Origin of the sequence: Acidaminococcus massiliensis (genome assembly GCF_900095825.1) — a bacterium.
Lineage (GTDB): Bacteria > Bacillota > Negativicutes > Acidaminococcales > Acidaminococcaceae > Acidaminococcus > Acidaminococcus massiliensis.
The window spans coordinates 1,754,257-1,770,671 of sequence record NZ_LT608315.1 but is presented as its reverse complement, the minus strand read 5'-3'; the positions used below and the strand labels follow the sequence as shown (position 1 = coordinate 1,770,671).

Annotated in this window: 14 protein-coding genes; 4 read left to right on the top strand and 10 right to left on the bottom strand. The window is 56.7% G+C overall.

Annotated elements, in window-relative coordinates; all coding sequences use genetic code 11:
• Nucleotides 1-5 precede the first annotated feature (5 nt).
• The 5 genes from ptsP to BQ2657_RS08545 form a co-directional block, all read right to left on the bottom strand.
• Entirely contained in the window at nucleotides 6-1,640 is a 1,635-nt protein-coding gene (ptsP, locus tag BQ2657_RS08565; protein WP_075580245.1) for a phosphoenolpyruvate--protein phosphotransferase, read from the bottom strand.
• Between the two features lie 13 nt (nucleotides 1,641-1,653).
• Nucleotides 1,654-1,911 carry an HPr family phosphocarrier protein gene (locus tag BQ2657_RS08560; RefSeq protein ID WP_012938187.1) on the bottom strand — a complete coding sequence of 86 codons (258 nt, stop codon included), beginning with the start codon at nucleotides 1,909-1,911 and terminating at the stop codon, nucleotides 1,654-1,656.
• A gap of 73 nt (nucleotides 1,912-1,984) precedes the next feature.
• Nucleotides 1,985-3,904, bottom strand: a complete 1,920-nt coding sequence (locus tag BQ2657_RS08555; protein ID WP_075580244.1) for a PTS fructose transporter subunit IIABC — start codon at nucleotides 3,902-3,904, stop codon at nucleotides 1,985-1,987.
• Between the two features lies 1 nt (nucleotide 3,905).
• The gene (gene pfkB / locus BQ2657_RS08550) at nucleotides 3,906-4,808 is read right to left on the bottom strand and encodes a 1-phosphofructokinase (RefSeq protein ID WP_075580243.1); all 903 of its coding nucleotides are present in this window, start codon (nucleotides 4,806-4,808) and stop codon (nucleotides 3,906-3,908) included.
• Between the two features lie 28 nt (nucleotides 4,809-4,836).
• Entirely contained in the window at nucleotides 4,837-5,688 is an 852-nt protein-coding gene (locus tag BQ2657_RS08545; RefSeq protein WP_075580242.1) for a ChbG/HpnK family deacetylase, read from the bottom strand.
• A 189-nt stretch (nucleotides 5,689-5,877) separates the two neighbouring features.
• Between BQ2657_RS08545 and BQ2657_RS08535 the strand changes: the two genes are divergently transcribed.
• The gene (locus BQ2657_RS08535) at nucleotides 5,878-6,483 is read left to right on the top strand and encodes an ECF transporter S component (protein WP_075580240.1); all 606 of its coding nucleotides are present in this window, start codon (nucleotides 5,878-5,880) and stop codon (nucleotides 6,481-6,483) included.
• 124 nt (nucleotides 6,484-6,607) lie between these two features.
• Nucleotides 6,608-7,573 (top strand): lactate/malate family dehydrogenase, encoded by a 966-nt coding sequence (locus BQ2657_RS08530; protein WP_075580239.1) that lies wholly within the window; start codon nucleotides 6,608-6,610, stop codon nucleotides 7,571-7,573.
• Nucleotides 7,574-7,616: 43 nt separating this feature from the next.
• Here the strand turns inward: BQ2657_RS08530 and BQ2657_RS08525 are convergent, their stop codons facing one another.
• Complete coding sequence (locus tag BQ2657_RS08525) at nucleotides 7,617-8,897, bottom strand: M18 family aminopeptidase (RefSeq protein WP_075580238.1); 1,281 nt, start codon at nucleotides 8,895-8,897, stop codon at nucleotides 7,617-7,619.
• Between the two features lie 124 nt (nucleotides 8,898-9,021).
• Between BQ2657_RS08525 and BQ2657_RS08520 the strand changes: the two genes are divergently transcribed.
• A complete protein-coding gene (locus tag BQ2657_RS08520) occupies nucleotides 9,022-10,467 on the top strand; it encodes an amino acid permease (RefSeq protein WP_075580237.1) in 1,446 nt (481 codons plus the stop codon).
• Nucleotides 10,468-10,510: 43 nt separating this feature from the next.
• Here the strand turns inward: BQ2657_RS08520 and BQ2657_RS08515 are convergent, their stop codons facing one another.
• Nucleotides 10,511-12,166, bottom strand: coding sequence for an ATP-dependent nuclease (locus BQ2657_RS08515; RefSeq protein WP_075580236.1), 1,656 nt, complete (start codon nucleotides 12,164-12,166; stop codon nucleotides 10,511-10,513).
• A gap of 108 nt (nucleotides 12,167-12,274) precedes the next feature.
• On the opposite strand from BQ2657_RS08515, the gene BQ2657_RS08510 reads away from it, so the two are divergent.
• A complete protein-coding gene (locus BQ2657_RS08510; RefSeq protein ID WP_075580235.1) occupies nucleotides 12,275-13,657 on the top strand; it encodes an SGNH/GDSL hydrolase family protein in 1,383 nt (460 codons plus the stop codon).
• A gap of 60 nt (nucleotides 13,658-13,717) precedes the next feature.
• Here the strand turns inward: BQ2657_RS08510 and BQ2657_RS08505 are convergent, their stop codons facing one another.
• From BQ2657_RS08505 to recN, 3 genes are all read right to left on the bottom strand, one after another.
• Complete coding sequence (locus BQ2657_RS08505; RefSeq protein WP_075580234.1) at nucleotides 13,718-13,978, bottom strand: stage V sporulation protein S; 261 nt, start codon at nucleotides 13,976-13,978, stop codon at nucleotides 13,718-13,720.
• A 174-nt stretch (nucleotides 13,979-14,152) separates the two neighbouring features.
• Nucleotides 14,153-14,710: an NUDIX domain-containing protein gene (locus tag BQ2657_RS08500; RefSeq protein WP_075580233.1), complete on the bottom strand. Its 558-nt coding sequence runs from the start codon at nucleotides 14,708-14,710 to the stop codon at nucleotides 14,153-14,155.
• A complete protein-coding gene (gene recN / locus BQ2657_RS08495) occupies nucleotides 14,694-16,415 on the bottom strand; it encodes a DNA repair protein RecN (protein ID WP_075580232.1) in 1,722 nt (573 codons plus the stop codon). Before recN ends, BQ2657_RS08500 begins: the two co-directional genes overlap by 17 nt.

Genomic DNA, 16,415 nt, shown 5'->3' with positions numbered 1-16,415 from the left:
CTCTCTCAACGGGCCCTCAGGGTGCTGATCAGCTTCCGGGCAGCCAGGATCTTTCCCGGCGCCATGCTCAGTTCATCCACACCCATGGCAATGAAGCTGGGGATCAAATCCGGATCTGCTGCCGCTTCCCCGCAGATTCCCACCCAGCATCCGGCCGCATGGCCGTTGGCGATGGTCATCTGGATCAGGCGCAGCACCGCTTCATGGCTGGCCTTCCCCAATTCTTCCAGGCTGGCATTCTGCCGGTCCACCGCCAGGGTATACTGGACCAGATCATTGGTCCCGATGCTGAAGAAATCCACTTCCCGGGCCAATGCATCACTGATCAGGGCCGCCGCCGGCGTTTCCACCATGATCCCCACTTCCAGATCTTCATCGAAGGGGATCCCTTCTTCCCGGAGTTTGGCCTTGGCTGCCTCCAGGAGCTTTTTGGCCGCCCGGACTTCTTCCACCGAGATGATCATGGGGAACATCACTGCCACGTCTCCGTAGGCAGAGGCCCGGAGGATGGCCCGCAGCTGGGTGTAGAAGATTTCCGGCCGCTTCAGGCAGATCCGGATGGCCCGGAAGCCCAGCGCCGGATTCTCTTCTTCCGGCAGATGGAAATACTCCACCTTTTTATCTGCCCCGATATCCAGGGTCCGGATGATCAGTTTCCGGCCTTCCAGTTCCTGGGCTGCGGTGCAGTAGGCTGCGAACAGTTCTTCTTCCGTGGGATAGTCTTCCCGGCCCAGATACAAGAATTCACTCCGGAAAAGACCGATCCCTTCTCCATCATTCTCCAGGACCAGATCCACGTCTTCCGGCTGGCCGATATTCCCGTAAAGGGCAATGGTCCGGCCGTCGGCGGTGCAGGTGGGTTTCCCCCGGTACTGTTCCAGGGCGTCTTCTGCAGCCCGGTGCTGTACCTGTTTTTCTTTCAGGGCTTCCAACACCTGGGGTTCCGGATCCAGATAAAAAGCACCGGTGCTCCCGTCCAGGGCGCCCAAAATGCCATTCCAATCCTCTGCCAGGTCGATTTCCGTATGGACCACCGCCGGGATTTTCATGGTCCGGGCCAGGATGGCCGTATGGGAATTGGCGCTGCCCCCGCTGGTCACAAAGCCCAGGATCAGGGATTTATCCAGCTGTAGGGTCTCGCTGGGAGTCAGGTCATCGGCACAGATGATGGAAGGGCGGGTGAGCAGTTCCGTCCAGTTCCGTTCTCCGGCGGTCAGAGCTTCTTCCAGCTGGCCGCAGACGGCCCGTACATCAGCCCCCCGGGCCTGCATATATTCATCATCCATGGCTTCCAGCATAGCAGCGAACTGCTTCCCGGCTTCCCGGACAGCGGTTTCCGCAGTGAAATGCTCGCCCTGGATCAGGCCTTCGATGGCTTCGCACAGATCCGAATCCTGGACCATCAGCTGATGGACCTCAAAGATCCCGGCTTCTTCTTCCCCCACCTGTTCCCTGGCTTTTTCCTTCAGGGTTTCCAAGGTCTGTAGGACCTGCTGCTGGGCAGCCTGGAACCGTTTTAGTTCCTGCTGGGGATCCAGACAGGTGTCCAGCCGGAGTTCCGGTTTCCGTCCTGCCGGTTTCACCAGGATGGGGCCTGCTGCCACACCGGCGGACGCCCCTTTTCCTTGCACGAACTTCATGGGCATCCCCCTTTTACAGATTGGCTTTCAGGAACGCTTCCAGGGCCGCAGCCGCTTCTTTTTCATCCGGTCCTTCTACAGAGACCGTCAGTTCCATACCGGCTTTGATGCCCATGCCCATGAGGGAGAAGATCCGTTTCAGGTCACCGGTCTTGCCGTTGCCTGCCACACTGCATTTGGACTGGAATTTGGCCGCTTCCTTCACCAGCATGCCGGCGGGACGGGCATGGATCCCCTGGGGATCCTGGATGGTATACGTAAATTGAATCATGGAAATTCCTCCTTATATTTGTAACTCAGTTTTCATTATATCATAAAAAGACAGGGCCGGAAAACGCCAATCCCTACCGGTCTTTCTTCAAGAAGCCCAGCAGCACGGCTCCCACAGCCGTCCCTGCAGCCAGGGAAAGGAGGTACATGGGCCAGTTGTGCACCACACCCAGGACGAAGATGCCCCCATGGGGTGCAGGGATGGTGCAGCCGAACACCATGGAAAGAGCGCCGGCCACAGCGGCTCCAATGGCACAGGCAGGGATCACCCGGGAGGGATCTTCCGCGGCAAAGGGAATGGCCCCTTCCGTAATGAAGCTGAGCCCCATGACGAAGTTGGTCAGGGAAGAGCTCCGTTCCTGGGCCGTGAACTTTTTGGGGAACAGCCGGCAGGCCACAGCAATGGCCAGGGGCGGCACCATGCCTCCAATCATCACGGAAGCCATGAAGGGGGAAGAAACAGCCTGGCCGTCAGCACCGGCCAAAGAAGCCGTCCCGAACACATAAGCCGCCTTGTTCAGCGGTCCGCCGAAATCGATGCTCATCATGCCCCCCAGCACCAGGCCCAGCAGGACCTTGCTCCCGCCGCTCATGGCGGTCAGGCTGCCGTTGACCCAGTGGTTCACGGCCCCCATCACCGGGTTGATGAGGAGGACCATCAAAGCCCCCATGGCCATCAGGCCCAGGACCGGGTAGAGGAGGATGGGCTTCAGGTTTTCCAGGGAATCCGGCAGGAAGGACAGACACCGTTTCAGGGCCAGGATCAGATAGCCTCCCACAAAACCCCCTGCCAAGGCTCCAAAGAATCCGCTGCCTCCGTTGGCGGCCATGGCTCCGGCCACAAAGCCCACCAAAAGGCCCGGCCGGTCCGCGATGCTGGCAGCGATGAAGCCGGCCAGCATGGGCATCATGAAGCTGAAGGCCAGCCCGCCCACATTCTTGAAGAAAGCGGCCAAGGGCGTACTGGAACCGAACTGGGATGTGCCCGCAGCCCCCATATCGAACAGGAAGGCCAGGGCGATCAGGAGTCCCCCGCCGATGACGAAAGGCAGCATATGGGAAACCCCGTTCATCAAGTGCTTGTAGGCTTTCCGGGCCTGGCTCTCTTCCGCCACTTCGCCTCCTGCCGGTGCGGCATCCGCTTCTCCCGGATAGAGGGGAGCCTTGCCGCTCAAGGCTTCGTCCAGCAGGGCATCTGCCTTGTTGATGCCGTCCGCCACTTTCACGATCACCACCGGTTTGCCCTTGAACCGGTCCATGGGCACGTATTTGTCCGCTGCCACGATGATGCCCGCGGCCCCGGCGATGTCTTCAGCAGTCAGGGCATTCTTGACCCCGCTCTGGCCGTTGGTCTCTACTTTAATGGAAATCCCCCTCTTGGCCGCATGCTGTTCCAGGCTCTCAGCGGCCATGTAGGTATGGGCGATCCCGGTGGGGCAGGCGGTGACGGCCAGCACTTGGTACCCTTTGGGAGCTTCTTCCGAGTCCCCAGCCGTCTCTTCTGCAGGCTGTCCTGCCCCCGCTTCTTCCGGGAATTTCTCCTTTTCCGCTTTCCCGATCAGGTCATACAGGCCGTCCACACTGTCCACGGCCATGATCCCGTCGATGAAGTCCGGATCCATGAGCAGGGTGGACAGCCGACTGAGCACGTCCAGATGCACATTGTCCTTGGTATCCGGAGCGGCAATCATGAAAAACAGTTTGGCCGGCTGGCCGTCTAGGGAATCGAATTCCACTCCGTCAGCACACCGCATAAATGCCAGTCCCGGCCGGGTCACGGCAGAAGTCTTGGCATGGGGGATGGCAACCCCTTCTCCCACACCGGTACTCCCCTCTGTTTCCCGGGCAAAGACCTTTTTCCGGTATTCCTCCGGATCCGCGATGTTCCCCTGTTTCACCATCAGCTGGATCAGTTTGTCCAGTGCTTCCTGTTTGCTGGCCGCAGAGCCGAAAAGTTCCACGCTTTCCCGTTTCAAAAGATCCGTAATCTGCATTTCATTTCCCCTTTATCAATTCTTCTATGGACGCCCTGTCCGCCAGATGCATGGAGAAGGCGGTGGCACTGCCCGCACAGATTCCCCAATGGAGGGCTTCCGCACAGTCTCCGTTCCGGAGGTAACCGGCCAGGAAGCCGGCTACCATGCTGTCCCCGGCGCCCACGGTGTTCACCATGGTGCCTTGGGGAGCCCCATACCGGTATACTTTCCCGGTTTCCGCCACCAGCAGGGCCCCCTGGGCCCCCAGGCTGATCAGCACATTCCGGGCTCCCCGCCGCTGGAGTTCCCGGGCTCCCTCAGTCAGCGCTTCTTCCGTTGGGAGGCTCCGTCCCAGCAGCTCTTCCAGTTCTTCCCCATTGGGCTTCACCAGGAAAGGCCGGGCCCCCAGGGCACCTGCCAGCAGTTTCCCGGTGGCATCCACCACACAGGGGATCTTCCGCCGGGCCATTTCTCCAGCAATATCTCCATAGAGAGAAGGATCGCAGCCGCTGGGACCGCTGCCGGAAAGGACCAGGATATCGTCAGCCGTCAGGTTCCGGAGCTGATCCCTCAGCCGGTCCAGGTCGGCCGCGGTCACTTCCGGCCCTTTGCCGTTGAGGGCTGTTTCTTCCCCAGCCCGGATCTTCACATTGATCCGGGAAAAGCCTTTTTCCACCGCCAAGAGGCTGCAGGGAATCCCCCGTTCTTCCACCAGGCGCTGGATCTCGTCCCCGGTGAAACCGGCTTTGAACCCAAGGATCCGGGTCGGGACCCCCAGGTTCTGGAGCACCCAGGAGACATTGATCCCCTTGCCCCCCGGGAAGATCTCTTCCGCCTGGTTCCGATTGATAGCCCCCACCTGCAGATGGGGCAGAGTCACCACATAATCCAAAGATGGATTGAAGGTTATGGTATAGATCATAGAAGGTTCCTTTCTCTTTTGCAGGGGATCACAGATCCCTGAAATTGCCCACCTGGATGCCCTGTCCCCGGACAAGATCCAGGATCTCCGGGTCGGTGGCTGCCGCCAGTTCCCCTTCGAAATCATGGTCCCACTGGGTGGCCGGGATCAGGATCTTGTTGTCGGTCCCTGGATGGATCATGATTTCCGTGGTGCCTTCGCCCAATTGGAGCAGGATGGTCCGCAGGGCCCGTTTGTCCACGGCTTCCCCGGCCACAATCCCGCCAAAATGGTCCGGAACCAGGAGTCCTGCCCTCCGGGCTTTCTTCCGGGCCCGTTCCGCCAGTACGTGGAGCCCCAGCCGTCCCACCTGTTCTCCCAGATTGGAAGGCCGGGTGGCTGCCAGGCTCACCGGGATGGCGGGGATCCGCAGAGCCGGGATGCCATGGTCCAGGCACAGACCGATGATCACATCGATGATCCCCGGCAGCACGTGCATATGCTGATGGCTGTCTCCGTGGGTAGGGACCAGTCCCGTATCCAAGAACCGGTCCAGCTGGGCGGTACATTCCCGCTGGACATCCTGGAGCCGGATCTTCCCCTGGAGGAAACGTTTGACGAAGACCCCGTGATCCGGATACAGTTCCCCGGTCCGGGGATCAACCAGGGAGGGGATCTGGGCCGGAGGCAGTACCGGTTTGGCGTTGACCAGGGTGAAGTGGATCCCCATCCCCAGTTCCGGAGTCCGGCGTGCCAAAGCAACGGCGTCAGCAAAAGCGGCACCGGTGACCATGACGGTGGCAGACCGGATCAGGCCACGTTCCACTCCCTGGGCCACTGCCCGGTCGATCAAAGGATGCCGTCCGAAATCATCGGCATTGACAATCAGCTGTTTGGACATAGCAGCCATCCTTTCTATCCTGGGCTCCAGCAGGATGCTGGAGACAAATGTCTTAGATGAACATTTATTATATCAGATAACCGGCCTCAGTTGTAGTAAATTTAACATTTTCTCCCTTTTCCTTCCAATTGACATCCCTTTCTGCTTTTGCTACACTGACAGTGTTTTATTAGGAAAGGAGTTTTTCCAATGAACCGTGCTCTATCGCCCCGGACGATGGTGTTCGTCGCCGTCCTGGGAGCCCTTTCTTCTCTGCTCATGGCCTTTGAATTCCCCCTGCCTTTCGCTCCGGCTTATATGAAATTCGAGATTTCCGACCTGCCGGCTCTGTTCGGCGGATTCTTCATCGGACCTTTGGCCGGAGCCCTGACGGAACTGCTGAAGATCTTGATCAAACTGGTCCTGGCGGGCAGTTCTTCTGCCTTCGTAGGAGAAGGGATGAATCTCCTGTGTGCCCTTTCTTACGTGCTCCCCTGCACAGTGTTCTACCATCTCCACCGGACCCGGAAAGGCGCTCTTACTTCACTGGTGCTAGGCAGCCTGATCGCCAGTTCCTTCGCCACCGCAGCCAACCGGTATCTGGCGATTCCCCTGTACGTGAAGCTGTATCACATTCCGTTGGAGGTGATCCTAAAAATGGCCAGCGCCGCCAATCCCCTGGTCCATTCCCTGACAGATTTCCTGCTGCTCACCGTCCTCCCCTTCAACCTGCTGAAATACGCCGTGGTTTCCTTCCTCACCTATCTGATCTACAAAAAAGCCAGCCTGGCGCTGGAAGAAATCTTGAGGAAATAGAGGTTATACAGGATTTTCTGTATCCAGTATACATTTTCAATTGAACTACCAGGGTAAACAAAAGCATGTTACAATAGGAAGAAAAAGGGAAATCTTGTTTCAGCTTGACTAAGGAGGTTCTGGAATGATTGAAAGACGGACCGTAGGCATCGTCGGTGTCGGCCATGTAGGGGCCCATGTGGCGTATTCCTTGGGCATGATGGGCGTCACAGACGAAATCCTGCTCTGCGATATCGATGAAAAGAAACTGACTAGTGAATGCAACGATTTGAATGATGCCGTCCCTTTTATGCCCAACCGGGTGGTCTACCGCACCACGGATTACGCCGGTCTGAAAGACTGCGATATCATTGTCAACGCGGTGGGAGACATTTCTCTCTGCCGGAATTTCAATCGGGATGACGAACTGAAGAACAGTGTGCTCCAAGTGGCCCGTTTCATCCCCAAGATCATGGATGCCGGCTTCAACGGGATCTTTGTCAACATCACCAATCCCTGCGACCTGATCACCTGTGAGATTGCCAACCTGTCCGGGCTCCCCCGTTCCCAAGTCATGGGCACCGGGACCCTTCTGGATTCCGCCCGACTACGCCACGCTCTTTCTGATTTCACCGGCCTGGACAGCCGCAGTTTCAACGCCTATATGATCGGCCAGCACGGCAATGCCCAGTTCATTCCCTGGTCCCTGCTCCATTTTTCCGGGATGACCGTGGAACAGTATGAAAAAGCCACCGGGCTCCATTTCGACCGTCCCAAGCTCCAGGAACAGGCCATCAAAGGCGGCTGGGTCACCGTTTCCGGCAAATGGTGCACGGAATACGGGATCGCAGCTGCAGCGGCCACCCTGGTACGGACCATCCTCCGGGATGAAAAGCGGATCCTCCCCTGTTCCGTGGAACTGGATGGGGAATACGGACAGCAGGACCTGTTCATCGGAGTCCCGGCCATCATCGGACGCAGCGGCGTGGAACGGGTGCTGGACTTCCCCCTGACGGAGCAAGAAAAAGAAGAATTCGAGAAATGTGCCAAAGCCATCCGAGAAAACGTGGCCAAGGCATATGATGTGATTTTGAAAGAAAAAGAGCAATAAATGAAGGGGCTGTTGCATGCGCAACAGCCCCCCTTCTCTTTTTTTATCCAAAGAACACGGTGATCAGATCTTCCAATGCCTTCTGGTCGGCGGCACCCATGGTTTCCCGGGCGCTGTGCATGGCCAGGAGGGCCACCCCGATATCCATGGTCCGGATGGGAGTCAGGGCCGATGCCATGGACCCCAAGGTAGATCCGCCCTTGATGTCGCTGCGGTTCACGAACAGCTGGCAGGGGATCCCGTGGGCGGCACACAGGCCTTTGACGATGGCCACTGCTTCTGCATCTCCGGCATAGGCCTGGCTGCAGGCCTGTTTCAGCACCACCCCTTTGCCCAGGAGGGGCTTGTTGGTGATGTCGCATTTATCCGTATAGTTGGGATGGAGGGCATGGGCCACGTCCACGCTGAGCATGAAGCCGCCCGCCATGTCTTCGTACAGGGCTTCTTCCGTCAGCCCCAGTTTGCTATAGATCCGGCGGAGCAGGTTATTCAGCACCAGGGAATCCGCCCCTTGTTTGGTGTTGCTCCCCACTTCTTCATTGTCGAACAGGCAGGCCACTTTCAGGCCTTCGGTGCCTTTGCCGTTGATGATGCCCTTGAGACAGCCCATGCAGGAAGTCAGGTTGTCCAGCCGTCCGGAGGAGATGAACTCTTCCTTCAGACCGAAAGTGCAGCCTTCTTCCACCGGATAGGTGGACAGTTCAAAAGAAAGGATGTCTTCCGGTGCTGCCTGGAGCTCTTTGGCCAGGAAATTCTGGAAGAAATGCTTGTCTTCCGGGTCTTCTCCCAGCATGGTGGCCAGGGGCAGCACATCTTTCTGCTTGTTCCATTTATATCCGTCGTTCACTTCCCGGTTCATATGGATGGCCAGGCTGGACATGCTCAAAAGCGGCCGTTTGAAATCCACCAGGTGGGTCTGGGGTTTGAAGGGATCGGACGTCCGTGTCACGATCTTCCCTGCCAGGGAAAGAGGCCTGTCCATCCAGGTGGAGACAATCATGCCGCCGTACCCTTCTACGTTCAGGGTGCCGTATCCCTGGGTGCTGACTTCCGCCGCCGGTTTCAGCCGGAAACAGGGGAAATCGGTGTGGGCCGCCGCGATCTTCAGCCCCCGGGAGCCTGCAGTGCCAGTACGGAAGGCGAACAGAGAGGAATCGAATACAGTGACAAAGTACTTGCTTTCCGGGGCCAAGGTCCAGTCCTCGCCCAGGGACAATTGGGTAAAGCCATTTGCCAGCAGCAGCTCTTTGCTGGCCGCCACCGTATGGTACGGGGACGTGCTTTTTCGGATCAGGTTCAGTAATTCTTTCGTGGTTTGATTCATGTCTACACCTCCTTTTGACATTGTATCATAAGGTACAAAATTGTTCAAAAACTTTTTATTTAACTAGCCAACTAACACATATACATGATATAATGTCACTATCATTACAAAAGGAGGCTTTCCAATGGACAACAAAGAAAAAACACTCAATGGAAGCAACAAAGTTCTATCCTGGCAAGCGTTGGGGCTGATGACCTTCACCTCCGTCTGGGGTTTCGGGAACATCGTCAACGGCTACGCCAATCAGGGTCTCAAGGCCGTGGTTTCCTGGATCCTGATGTTCGCACTCTATTTCATCCCCTATGTACTCATGGTCGGTGAAATGGGCTCCACCTTCAAAGACAGCAAAGGCGGGGTCTCCTCCTGGATCCGCTCCACTTCCGGTGCCAAGCTGGCCTACTTCGCCGGGTGGACCTACTGGATCGTCCACATGCCCTACCTGGCCCAAAAGCCCCAGAACATGCTCATCGCTTTCGGCTGGGCCGTGTTCCAGAACGGATCTTTGACGAAAATGATTTCGCCCCTGGTCCTCCAGTCTATTGCTCTTGTGATTTTCTTTTTCTTCCTGTGGTACGCCTCCAAAGGGGTCAACGCCCTGAAGCGGATCGGCGCCCTGGCTGGGAGCTTCATGTTCGTCATGTCCATCCTGTACATCCTGCTGGCCCTGGCGGCTCCTCACCTGACCACCGCCAAGACCTTCACCTACAGCCTGAACTGGGATACCCTGATGCCCACCTTCGATTTCGACTACATGACCACCCTGGGCATCCTGGTCTTCGCCGTAGGCGGCTGCGAACGGCTGAGCCCCTACGTCAACAACTTGAAGAAACCTTCTTCCGAATATCCCAGATCCATGATTTTCATGGCCACCATGGTAGCTGTGACAGCACTCCTGGGGACCTTTGCCATGGGGCTGATGTTCGACCCCACCAATATCCCCAAAGACCTGATGATGAACGGGGCCTATTACAGCTTCTCCAAGCTGGGTGAATATTACGGCATCGGCCAGACCTTCGTAATCATCTATGCCATCTGCAATACCCTGGGACAGGCAGCCACCTTGGCCATTTCCATCGATGCCCCCATCAAGATCCTGCTGTCCGACGTGGATCCCCAGTTCGTCCCCAAGGTCTTCACCAAGATGAACGCCAAAGGGGTACCTGTCACTGGCTACAAACTGACGGCCGTCCTGGTTTCCATCCTGCTGATCGTCCCGGCCCTGGGGATCGGCGACATGACCAGCCTGTACAACTGGCTGATCCGCCTGAACGCTGTATGCATGCCGCTCCGCTATCTGTGGGTATTCTTCGCCTACATGATGCTGAAGAAACATGCGGACAGATACGTTTCTGAATATCATTTCGTGAAAAGCAGGGGCCTGGGCATGTTGGCTGGGTTCTGGTGCTTTGCCTTCACTGCTTTCGCCTGTATCATGGGGATGTTCCCCCGTGGGGTACAGAGCGGCACCGACACCTGGTACTTCCAGTTCGCCATGAATATCCTGACCCCCCTGGTCCTGATCGGCATCGGTCTCATCCTGCCGGAACTGGCCAAGAAGGAGAGGGAATAAAAGACAGGGGCTGTTGCACAGAGCGTGCAACAACCCCTTTTTTTCATTCCTTCCTGATGGTCGCCAGCTTCCCGGCTGCTTGGATGACCCGAACAAAGGCCGGGGGCACTTCTCCCTGGCGGAGGGACTGCCCAATCAGCCGGCCCAGGATCACACCCTTGTTGCTGTAGAGCCAAGCAAAATAATAGACCCATACCGGCCCCTTGTGGGGCTTTGCTTTATAAAGAGGTCCCGGCGGGAAATCCTGAGGATCCAGCTGGAGCTTGTGGCAGGCTTTTTTCAGCATCTCATAGCTGGTCCTCCCGGCAGCCCCGCAGGCCACATGGATGATCCGGTCCAGAGCCGCCCGCTTTCCCTGCTGGAGCATGGTCTTGGAAAGGTCCATTTCAAAACAGATCCCATCGGTGAAATAGACTCCATGCTCTTTCTTATGGGCCTCTTTCACATCTGCATCATACAGAGCCACCACCGGGATCTTGAAATATTCCAGCAGTTTCTTGATTTTGGCAATGGAACTCTCTCCCCGGGCATTGATGAGGCAGATGCCATAATAATCAAAAGGAACGCCCACGGTTTTCCCAAAGAGCTGGAAACAGCCGTACTCCGTCTCCCCCTCCACCAGGATCACGCTCCGGGCATAGAGAGCTTCCTTCACTTCTGGGAAATGCATGATCAGGTGCTTCTCGATTTCCCGGCCTACATGGAAACTGGAGCCGCAGGCCGCTTTGACCAGTCCTTTGGAGTCCCGGTACAGCCGCAGGATGTTCCGGTAATCATCGATCAGGGAATCGGTGGAATGAGTGACCACGAACAGCTGGCCCCGGAGGCCGTCCAGTCCGAACAGATCTTTCAGCAGGGCGCAGAACTGGGGATCTTCATTGTGCAGCAGCTGCTGGTAATACTGAAGGATGGACCGCTGCATGTACGGATGGAGATGGATCTCCGGTTCGTCGATGGAGATGATCAAAGGCAGGAAGCGCCGGCCCTGGCCGTCCACGATGATGTTGTGCTCCAGGGGCACCACCAGGCTGTTGGCCATTAGGTACACCTGGGTGATCACCCGCAGCGCCGCCAGGGAAACGAATTTCAGATTGTCTGCCCGATGCCGGTTGCTCCGGCACAGGATCCGGGACAGGTAGAAGATGCACTCATAATAGGAAGAATCGTAATAACCCACATTGACTTCATGCTGGATGTACCGCTGTTCCTCCGGGGGCACTGCGGTGCAGTGGCTGGCCTCCCATTGGGACAGGGATTTTTCCAGGGCCCGGTATACCTGGGGACGCACAGCCTGGTCATCCCGGCTGATGGCGGAATAGCTGACATACCGCAGCCGCCGGATGTATTCCAGAGGAAGTTCCTCATTGGTATCTGCATTGTAGAGACGGGGACAGATATCCGTCACTTTCATTTCCAGACGCACCCGGATTTCCTGGAGATGGTCGTCCGGCGCATCGGCGAAATACTCTTCTTCCCCTTCCAGCAAGTGGAGAGCCAGGGTGATCCGGATGGGCTGCTTGGGATCATAGTAATCGATCTCCGGCAGGGTCCAGGCACTGGCCATAAAAGAAAGGAGCCGCAGGAAGCCGCTTTTGCCGATGTCATTTTCCCCCACCAGGTAATTGGCCAGGGGATGGAAGGCCATGGTGATGTCCTTGAAGTTCCGATAGTTCTGGATACGCATACTGGTTATATACATGTACACACCTCCCCGCCATCAGCATAACAGGTTTTCCCGGAAAAGCAAAGGGATTTATGGTACAATACGGTAAGAATCCCTACAATGTGAAAGAGAAGGTAACTCTCCATGTATCCTATGATCCATCCCATCCATCGTATTTTGGCTGTCCTGCTGCTGGCTTCCGGGTTGTTTACCGGCACCGCCAGCGCGGCATCCGTCCTGCCCCCCGCCCACAGCCCGGCACCAAAGACAGCAGTCCAGGCCGTCCAAGCGGCCTCGGTACAGCGCCGGAGACCCATTCCCCAATTCACCACCCATTTCACCCAAGCCCATCCGGCTTCTCTCCACCCCACCCTGCGCTGGAAGCCCATCTTGGGTACCGTCTATTACCGGGTGCAGGTATGGCTGCCCAATGGATCTCCCCTGCCGGAAGAGCGGAGTTATGTAGCCGGCTGCAGCCTGTCCTTCCCCCAAGAGACACGGGGCAATGTGAAGGTCCGGATCCAGTCTTTCGACCTGGACGATACACCCCTTTCGGAACCCTCCGCCCTGGAAAACGTCTATGTGGACCCCCAGAAGAAAGAAGCTCTGTTCCCGATGCCCCTCAGCCGGTTCAACAGCGGCAACGGCACCACCCTCCTGTATCCAGTCTACAACTGGATCCCTCTCCAGGGGATCCGGAATTATGAAGTGGAAGTCCTGAACACCAATGCCGTTTCCCCTGCCCAAGAAGCCTCCGACGGACAGCTGCTGGAACGGGGCCGTTCCACTGGCTTTGACTGGTATGATGACGAAGCCCACTACGCCCCCTATACCATGTACTGGCGGGTCCGGGCCGTGGATGAAAAGGGCACTCCGCTCAGCCAGTTCTGTCCGCCCCAGCCCATGACCGTCGATCCGGATGCAGACTATGAAGTGGGGACCCTGGGAGACAGCATCTCCCACGGAGGCGGGGACCTTTCCTATTCACCCAGCGATTTTGCCTACAGCTACCAGTATTACCTGCCCTTTGACAGCATCAACCTTTCCCAAAGCGGGGATACCAGCGAGGCCACCCTGGAACGGTTCGACCGGGATGTGCTCCCTTTCCATCCCCGGTATCTGATCATCATGACAGGCAGCAACAGCCTCCGGGGCTGGATCAGCGGAGAAAGCGTCATCCAAGATCTGAAGGGGATCAAAGAAAAGTGTGAAGAAAATGAGATCACTCCCATTTTCATGACCCTGCCTCCGGTGAACCCAGCCAACATCAAGCGGGCTTTCGATGAGCCCACCGCAGAAGGCTGGCGGGAAGAAATGGACAAGGTCAACAGCTGGATCCGCAGCCTGCCCTGGTACATCGATCTAGGGACCCAATTCGATGAGACCCAAGATCTCCCCACTCAGTACGCCCTTGATGGACTCCACCTGAATTTCCGGGGAAAACGGCTGATGGCCCGGGCCATCACGGACCAATGGGCGGGAATCATGGAGAAGATCAAAGCAGCAAAGGAAAAAGAAGAGGACTAAAAAAAGGCTGCTGCACGTATGTGATTCCACACGTGCAGCAGCCCTTCTCTTTGCTTTTCCTCAGCGAGGTTCTACCAGCAACTTGATGGCAATCCGTTCTTCGCCATCAATGTTAATGTCAATGAATGCGGGGACACAAACCAGATCCATCCCATGAGGTGCCACAAAGCCGCGTGCAATGGCGATTGCCTTTACAGCTTGGTTCAGCGCACCGGCGCCGATGGCCTGGATCTCTGCTTTGCCATTTTCTCTCAATACCCCTGCTAACGCACCTGCTACAGAATTCGGATTGGATTTTGTCGAAACCTTTAGTACATCCATGTTCGTTCCCCCTCATCTTATTTTATGAAATTTGGAAAATGTTCATTCCGTTGTCTTTCGATTACATCTGTTAACAGTAGAACGTTTCCCAAAAATCAATTTATGGATATTATAACATACTTTTAAAGTTTTGTTACATATTTTTTTATTTTTACAAAGTTTTTACAGAGTTCTTTAACAGGCTTCCTTTTTGAGGAAGTATAGGAGAAGTGCTGCAAGGGTTTTTGCATCAAAGATATCTTCTGACAAGACCATTTGTTTCACTTTGTCCTCCGGAATGGACACCACTTCCAGGAATTCATCGGGATCCGGATGCATCTTCCCCTGGCTGAGTCCTTCCGCCAGGAACAGATGGATGGTTTCGTTGGTGAAACCAGGGGTAGTCACCGTGGAAGTCAGTTTGGTCCAGCGTTCTGCGGTCAGGCCGGTTTCCTCGGAAAGTTCCCGTTTGGCACTGGGCAGGATCTCTTCTCCTTTTTCCAGTTTTCCCGCTGGGATCTCATAGATCACGGAATGGACCGGATACCGGTACTGTTTCACAAAGACCATGCTGCCGTCCTCTTTCACCGGCAGGATCCCCACCGCTCCCTGGTGGAGGATGTACTCCCGGGTGGATTCATTCCCGTTGGGCAGTGCGACTTTGTCTACAAACAAGTGGAGCAGACGGCCTTCAAAAGCCGTCCTGCTGGAAAGCTGCTGTTCATCCAGCTGTTTGTCATGCAGGGTTTTCATGGACACAAGACTCCTTCGTTTTCTTGAATTTGGCGGCCATGGCCAGGAGTTCCCTGGCGTTTTCCCGGGCGGAACGGGAGGTATTGGTGCCGCCGGTCATACGCATGATTTCCTGGATCCTTCCTTCCTCATCCAGGGCCGCCACCTGGCTGAGAGTGCTGCCCCCTACCGTCTTTTTCCGGATATACAGATGCTGATCCGCGAAACAGGCGATCTGGGCCAGATGGGTGATGCAGAGTACCTGCCGTTCCCGGGCGATCAGGGCCATCTTCTCGGCCATTTTTTCAGCGGTGACGCCGCCCACCCCTGTATCGATCTCATCGAAGATCATGGTGGGCACCCCGAACTTCTTCATCATGACGGTCTTCAGGGCCAGGGCGAACCGGGACAGTTCCCCGCCGGAAGCGATCCGCCCCAAGGGTTTCAGGTCCATCCCAGCATTGGCAGAAAACAGGAACTGGACATTGTCCTGGCCCCGGCCGTGGCACTCCGGCAGACGGGTGAACTGAAGATCCACCCGTCCCTCAGGCATGGCCAGATCCCGGATATGGGGCAGCAGGGCTTCCACCAGGCGGGCAGCCGCCTTTTTCCGGGCGGCCGTCAGTTTATCCGCTTCCGTCTGCATCTCCGCTTTCAGGATGGCTTCCTGTTTCCGCAGCCGGCTGAGGGTGGATTCCAAGGAAAGGAGCCCTTCGTATTCCGTCTGGGCCCGGTCCCGATAGGCCAGCACTTCTTCCAGGCTGCCCCCATATTTCTGTTTCAGCCGGTACAGCTGATCCAGCCGTTCCTGGGCCGCTTCCAGGGTCTCCCGGTCTTCGTGGTCCACCGCCAGGATATCCCCCAGGGACTGGCGCACATCTTCCAGAGTCTCCCAGGCCGAATCCATACTATCTGCATAGGTTTTTAACTCAGGAGCGTAGTCCAGCACCCCTTCCAAAGCGGACCGGGCCGTATTGATGGCATCCAGGGCACTGGGCAGGCTGTCTTCGCCGCCTTCCAGATAATGGTGGGCTTCTCCCACCGCTTGGAGGATCTTCTCCTGGTTGCTCAGCTTCCGGACCGTCTCCCGGAGCTTTTCATCTTCTCCCGGCTGGATCCGAGCTTCATCGATTTCTTGGATTTCTCCCTCCAGCCGTTCCAGGTCTTCTGTCTGGTGAGCATCCTTCAGCAGCCACTTCTTCACGGTCTCTCGGGCTTTGTCGTAAGCCACGAATTTTTCCTGGTACTTTTCCAACAGAGGCGGCAGCCCCGGATCCATATGGTCCAGGATGGTCAGAGCCGCTCCAGGAGCCAGCAGGGTCTGGTTCTCATGCTGGCCGTGGATATCCACCAGATGGCTGGCCAGACGGCTGAGCACGTACACCGGCACCTGCCGTTCGTTCACGAAAGCCTGGCTCTTTCCGGCCGCAGTTACCTTGCGCCGGAGGAACAGGGTATCTTCCCCCAGATCCAGGTCCAGTTCCCGGAGGATGTCATGGACATTCTCCATGCCTTCGATGTCGAACACCGCCTGGATCCAGTAGGCGTCCGCTCCTTTCCGCAGGTAATCCACGCTGGCCCGGCTCCCCAGCACAATGCTGAAGGCATCGATGAGGATGGATTTGCCGGCGCCGGTCTCCCCGGTGAACACATTGAAGCCCGGTGCAAAATCTACCCGCAGGTGATCGATCAGGGCAAAATTGTCCACTTCCAAGGAATTCAGCAT

Excerpts from the sequence above, each read along its gene's own strand:
- ptsP (WP_075580245.1), bottom strand. The coding sequence starts at position 1,640 with ATGAAGTTCGTGCAAGGAAAAGGGGCGTCCGCCGGTGTGGCAGCAGGC.
- BQ2657_RS08560 (WP_012938187.1), bottom strand. The coding sequence starts at position 1,911 with ATGATTCAATTTACGTATACCATCCAGGATCCCCAGGGGATCCATGCC.
- BQ2657_RS08555 (WP_075580244.1), bottom strand. The coding sequence starts at position 3,904 with ATGCAGATTACGGATCTTTTGAAACGGGAAAGCGTGGAACTTTTCGGC.
- pfkB (WP_075580243.1), bottom strand. The coding sequence starts at position 4,808 with ATGATCTATACCATAACCTTCAATCCATCTTTGGATTATGTGGTGACT.
- BQ2657_RS08545 (WP_075580242.1), bottom strand. The coding sequence starts at position 5,688 with ATGTCCAAACAGCTGATTGTCAATGCCGATGATTTCGGACGGCATCCT.
- BQ2657_RS08535 (WP_075580240.1), top strand. The coding sequence starts at position 5,878 with ATGAACCGTGCTCTATCGCCCCGGACGATGGTGTTCGTCGCCGTCCTG.
- BQ2657_RS08530 (WP_075580239.1), top strand. The coding sequence starts at position 6,608 with ATGATTGAAAGACGGACCGTAGGCATCGTCGGTGTCGGCCATGTAGGG.
- BQ2657_RS08525 (WP_075580238.1), bottom strand. The coding sequence starts at position 8,897 with ATGAATCAAACCACGAAAGAATTACTGAACCTGATCCGAAAAAGCACG.
- BQ2657_RS08520 (WP_075580237.1), top strand. The coding sequence starts at position 9,022 with ATGGACAACAAAGAAAAAACACTCAATGGAAGCAACAAAGTTCTATCC.
- BQ2657_RS08515 (WP_075580236.1), bottom strand. The coding sequence starts at position 12,166 with ATGTATATAACCAGTATGCGTATCCAGAACTATCGGAACTTCAAGGAC.
- BQ2657_RS08510 (WP_075580235.1), top strand. The coding sequence starts at position 12,275 with ATGTATCCTATGATCCATCCCATCCATCGTATTTTGGCTGTCCTGCTG.
- BQ2657_RS08505 (WP_075580234.1), bottom strand. The coding sequence starts at position 13,978 with ATGGATGTACTAAAGGTTTCGACAAAATCCAATCCGAATTCTGTAGCA.
- BQ2657_RS08500 (WP_075580233.1), bottom strand. The coding sequence starts at position 14,710 with ATGAAAACCCTGCATGACAAACAGCTGGATGAACAGCAGCTTTCCAGC.
- recN (WP_075580232.1), bottom strand. The coding sequence starts at position 16,415 with ATGCTGAATTCCTTGGAAGTGGACAATTTTGCCCTGATCGATCACCTG.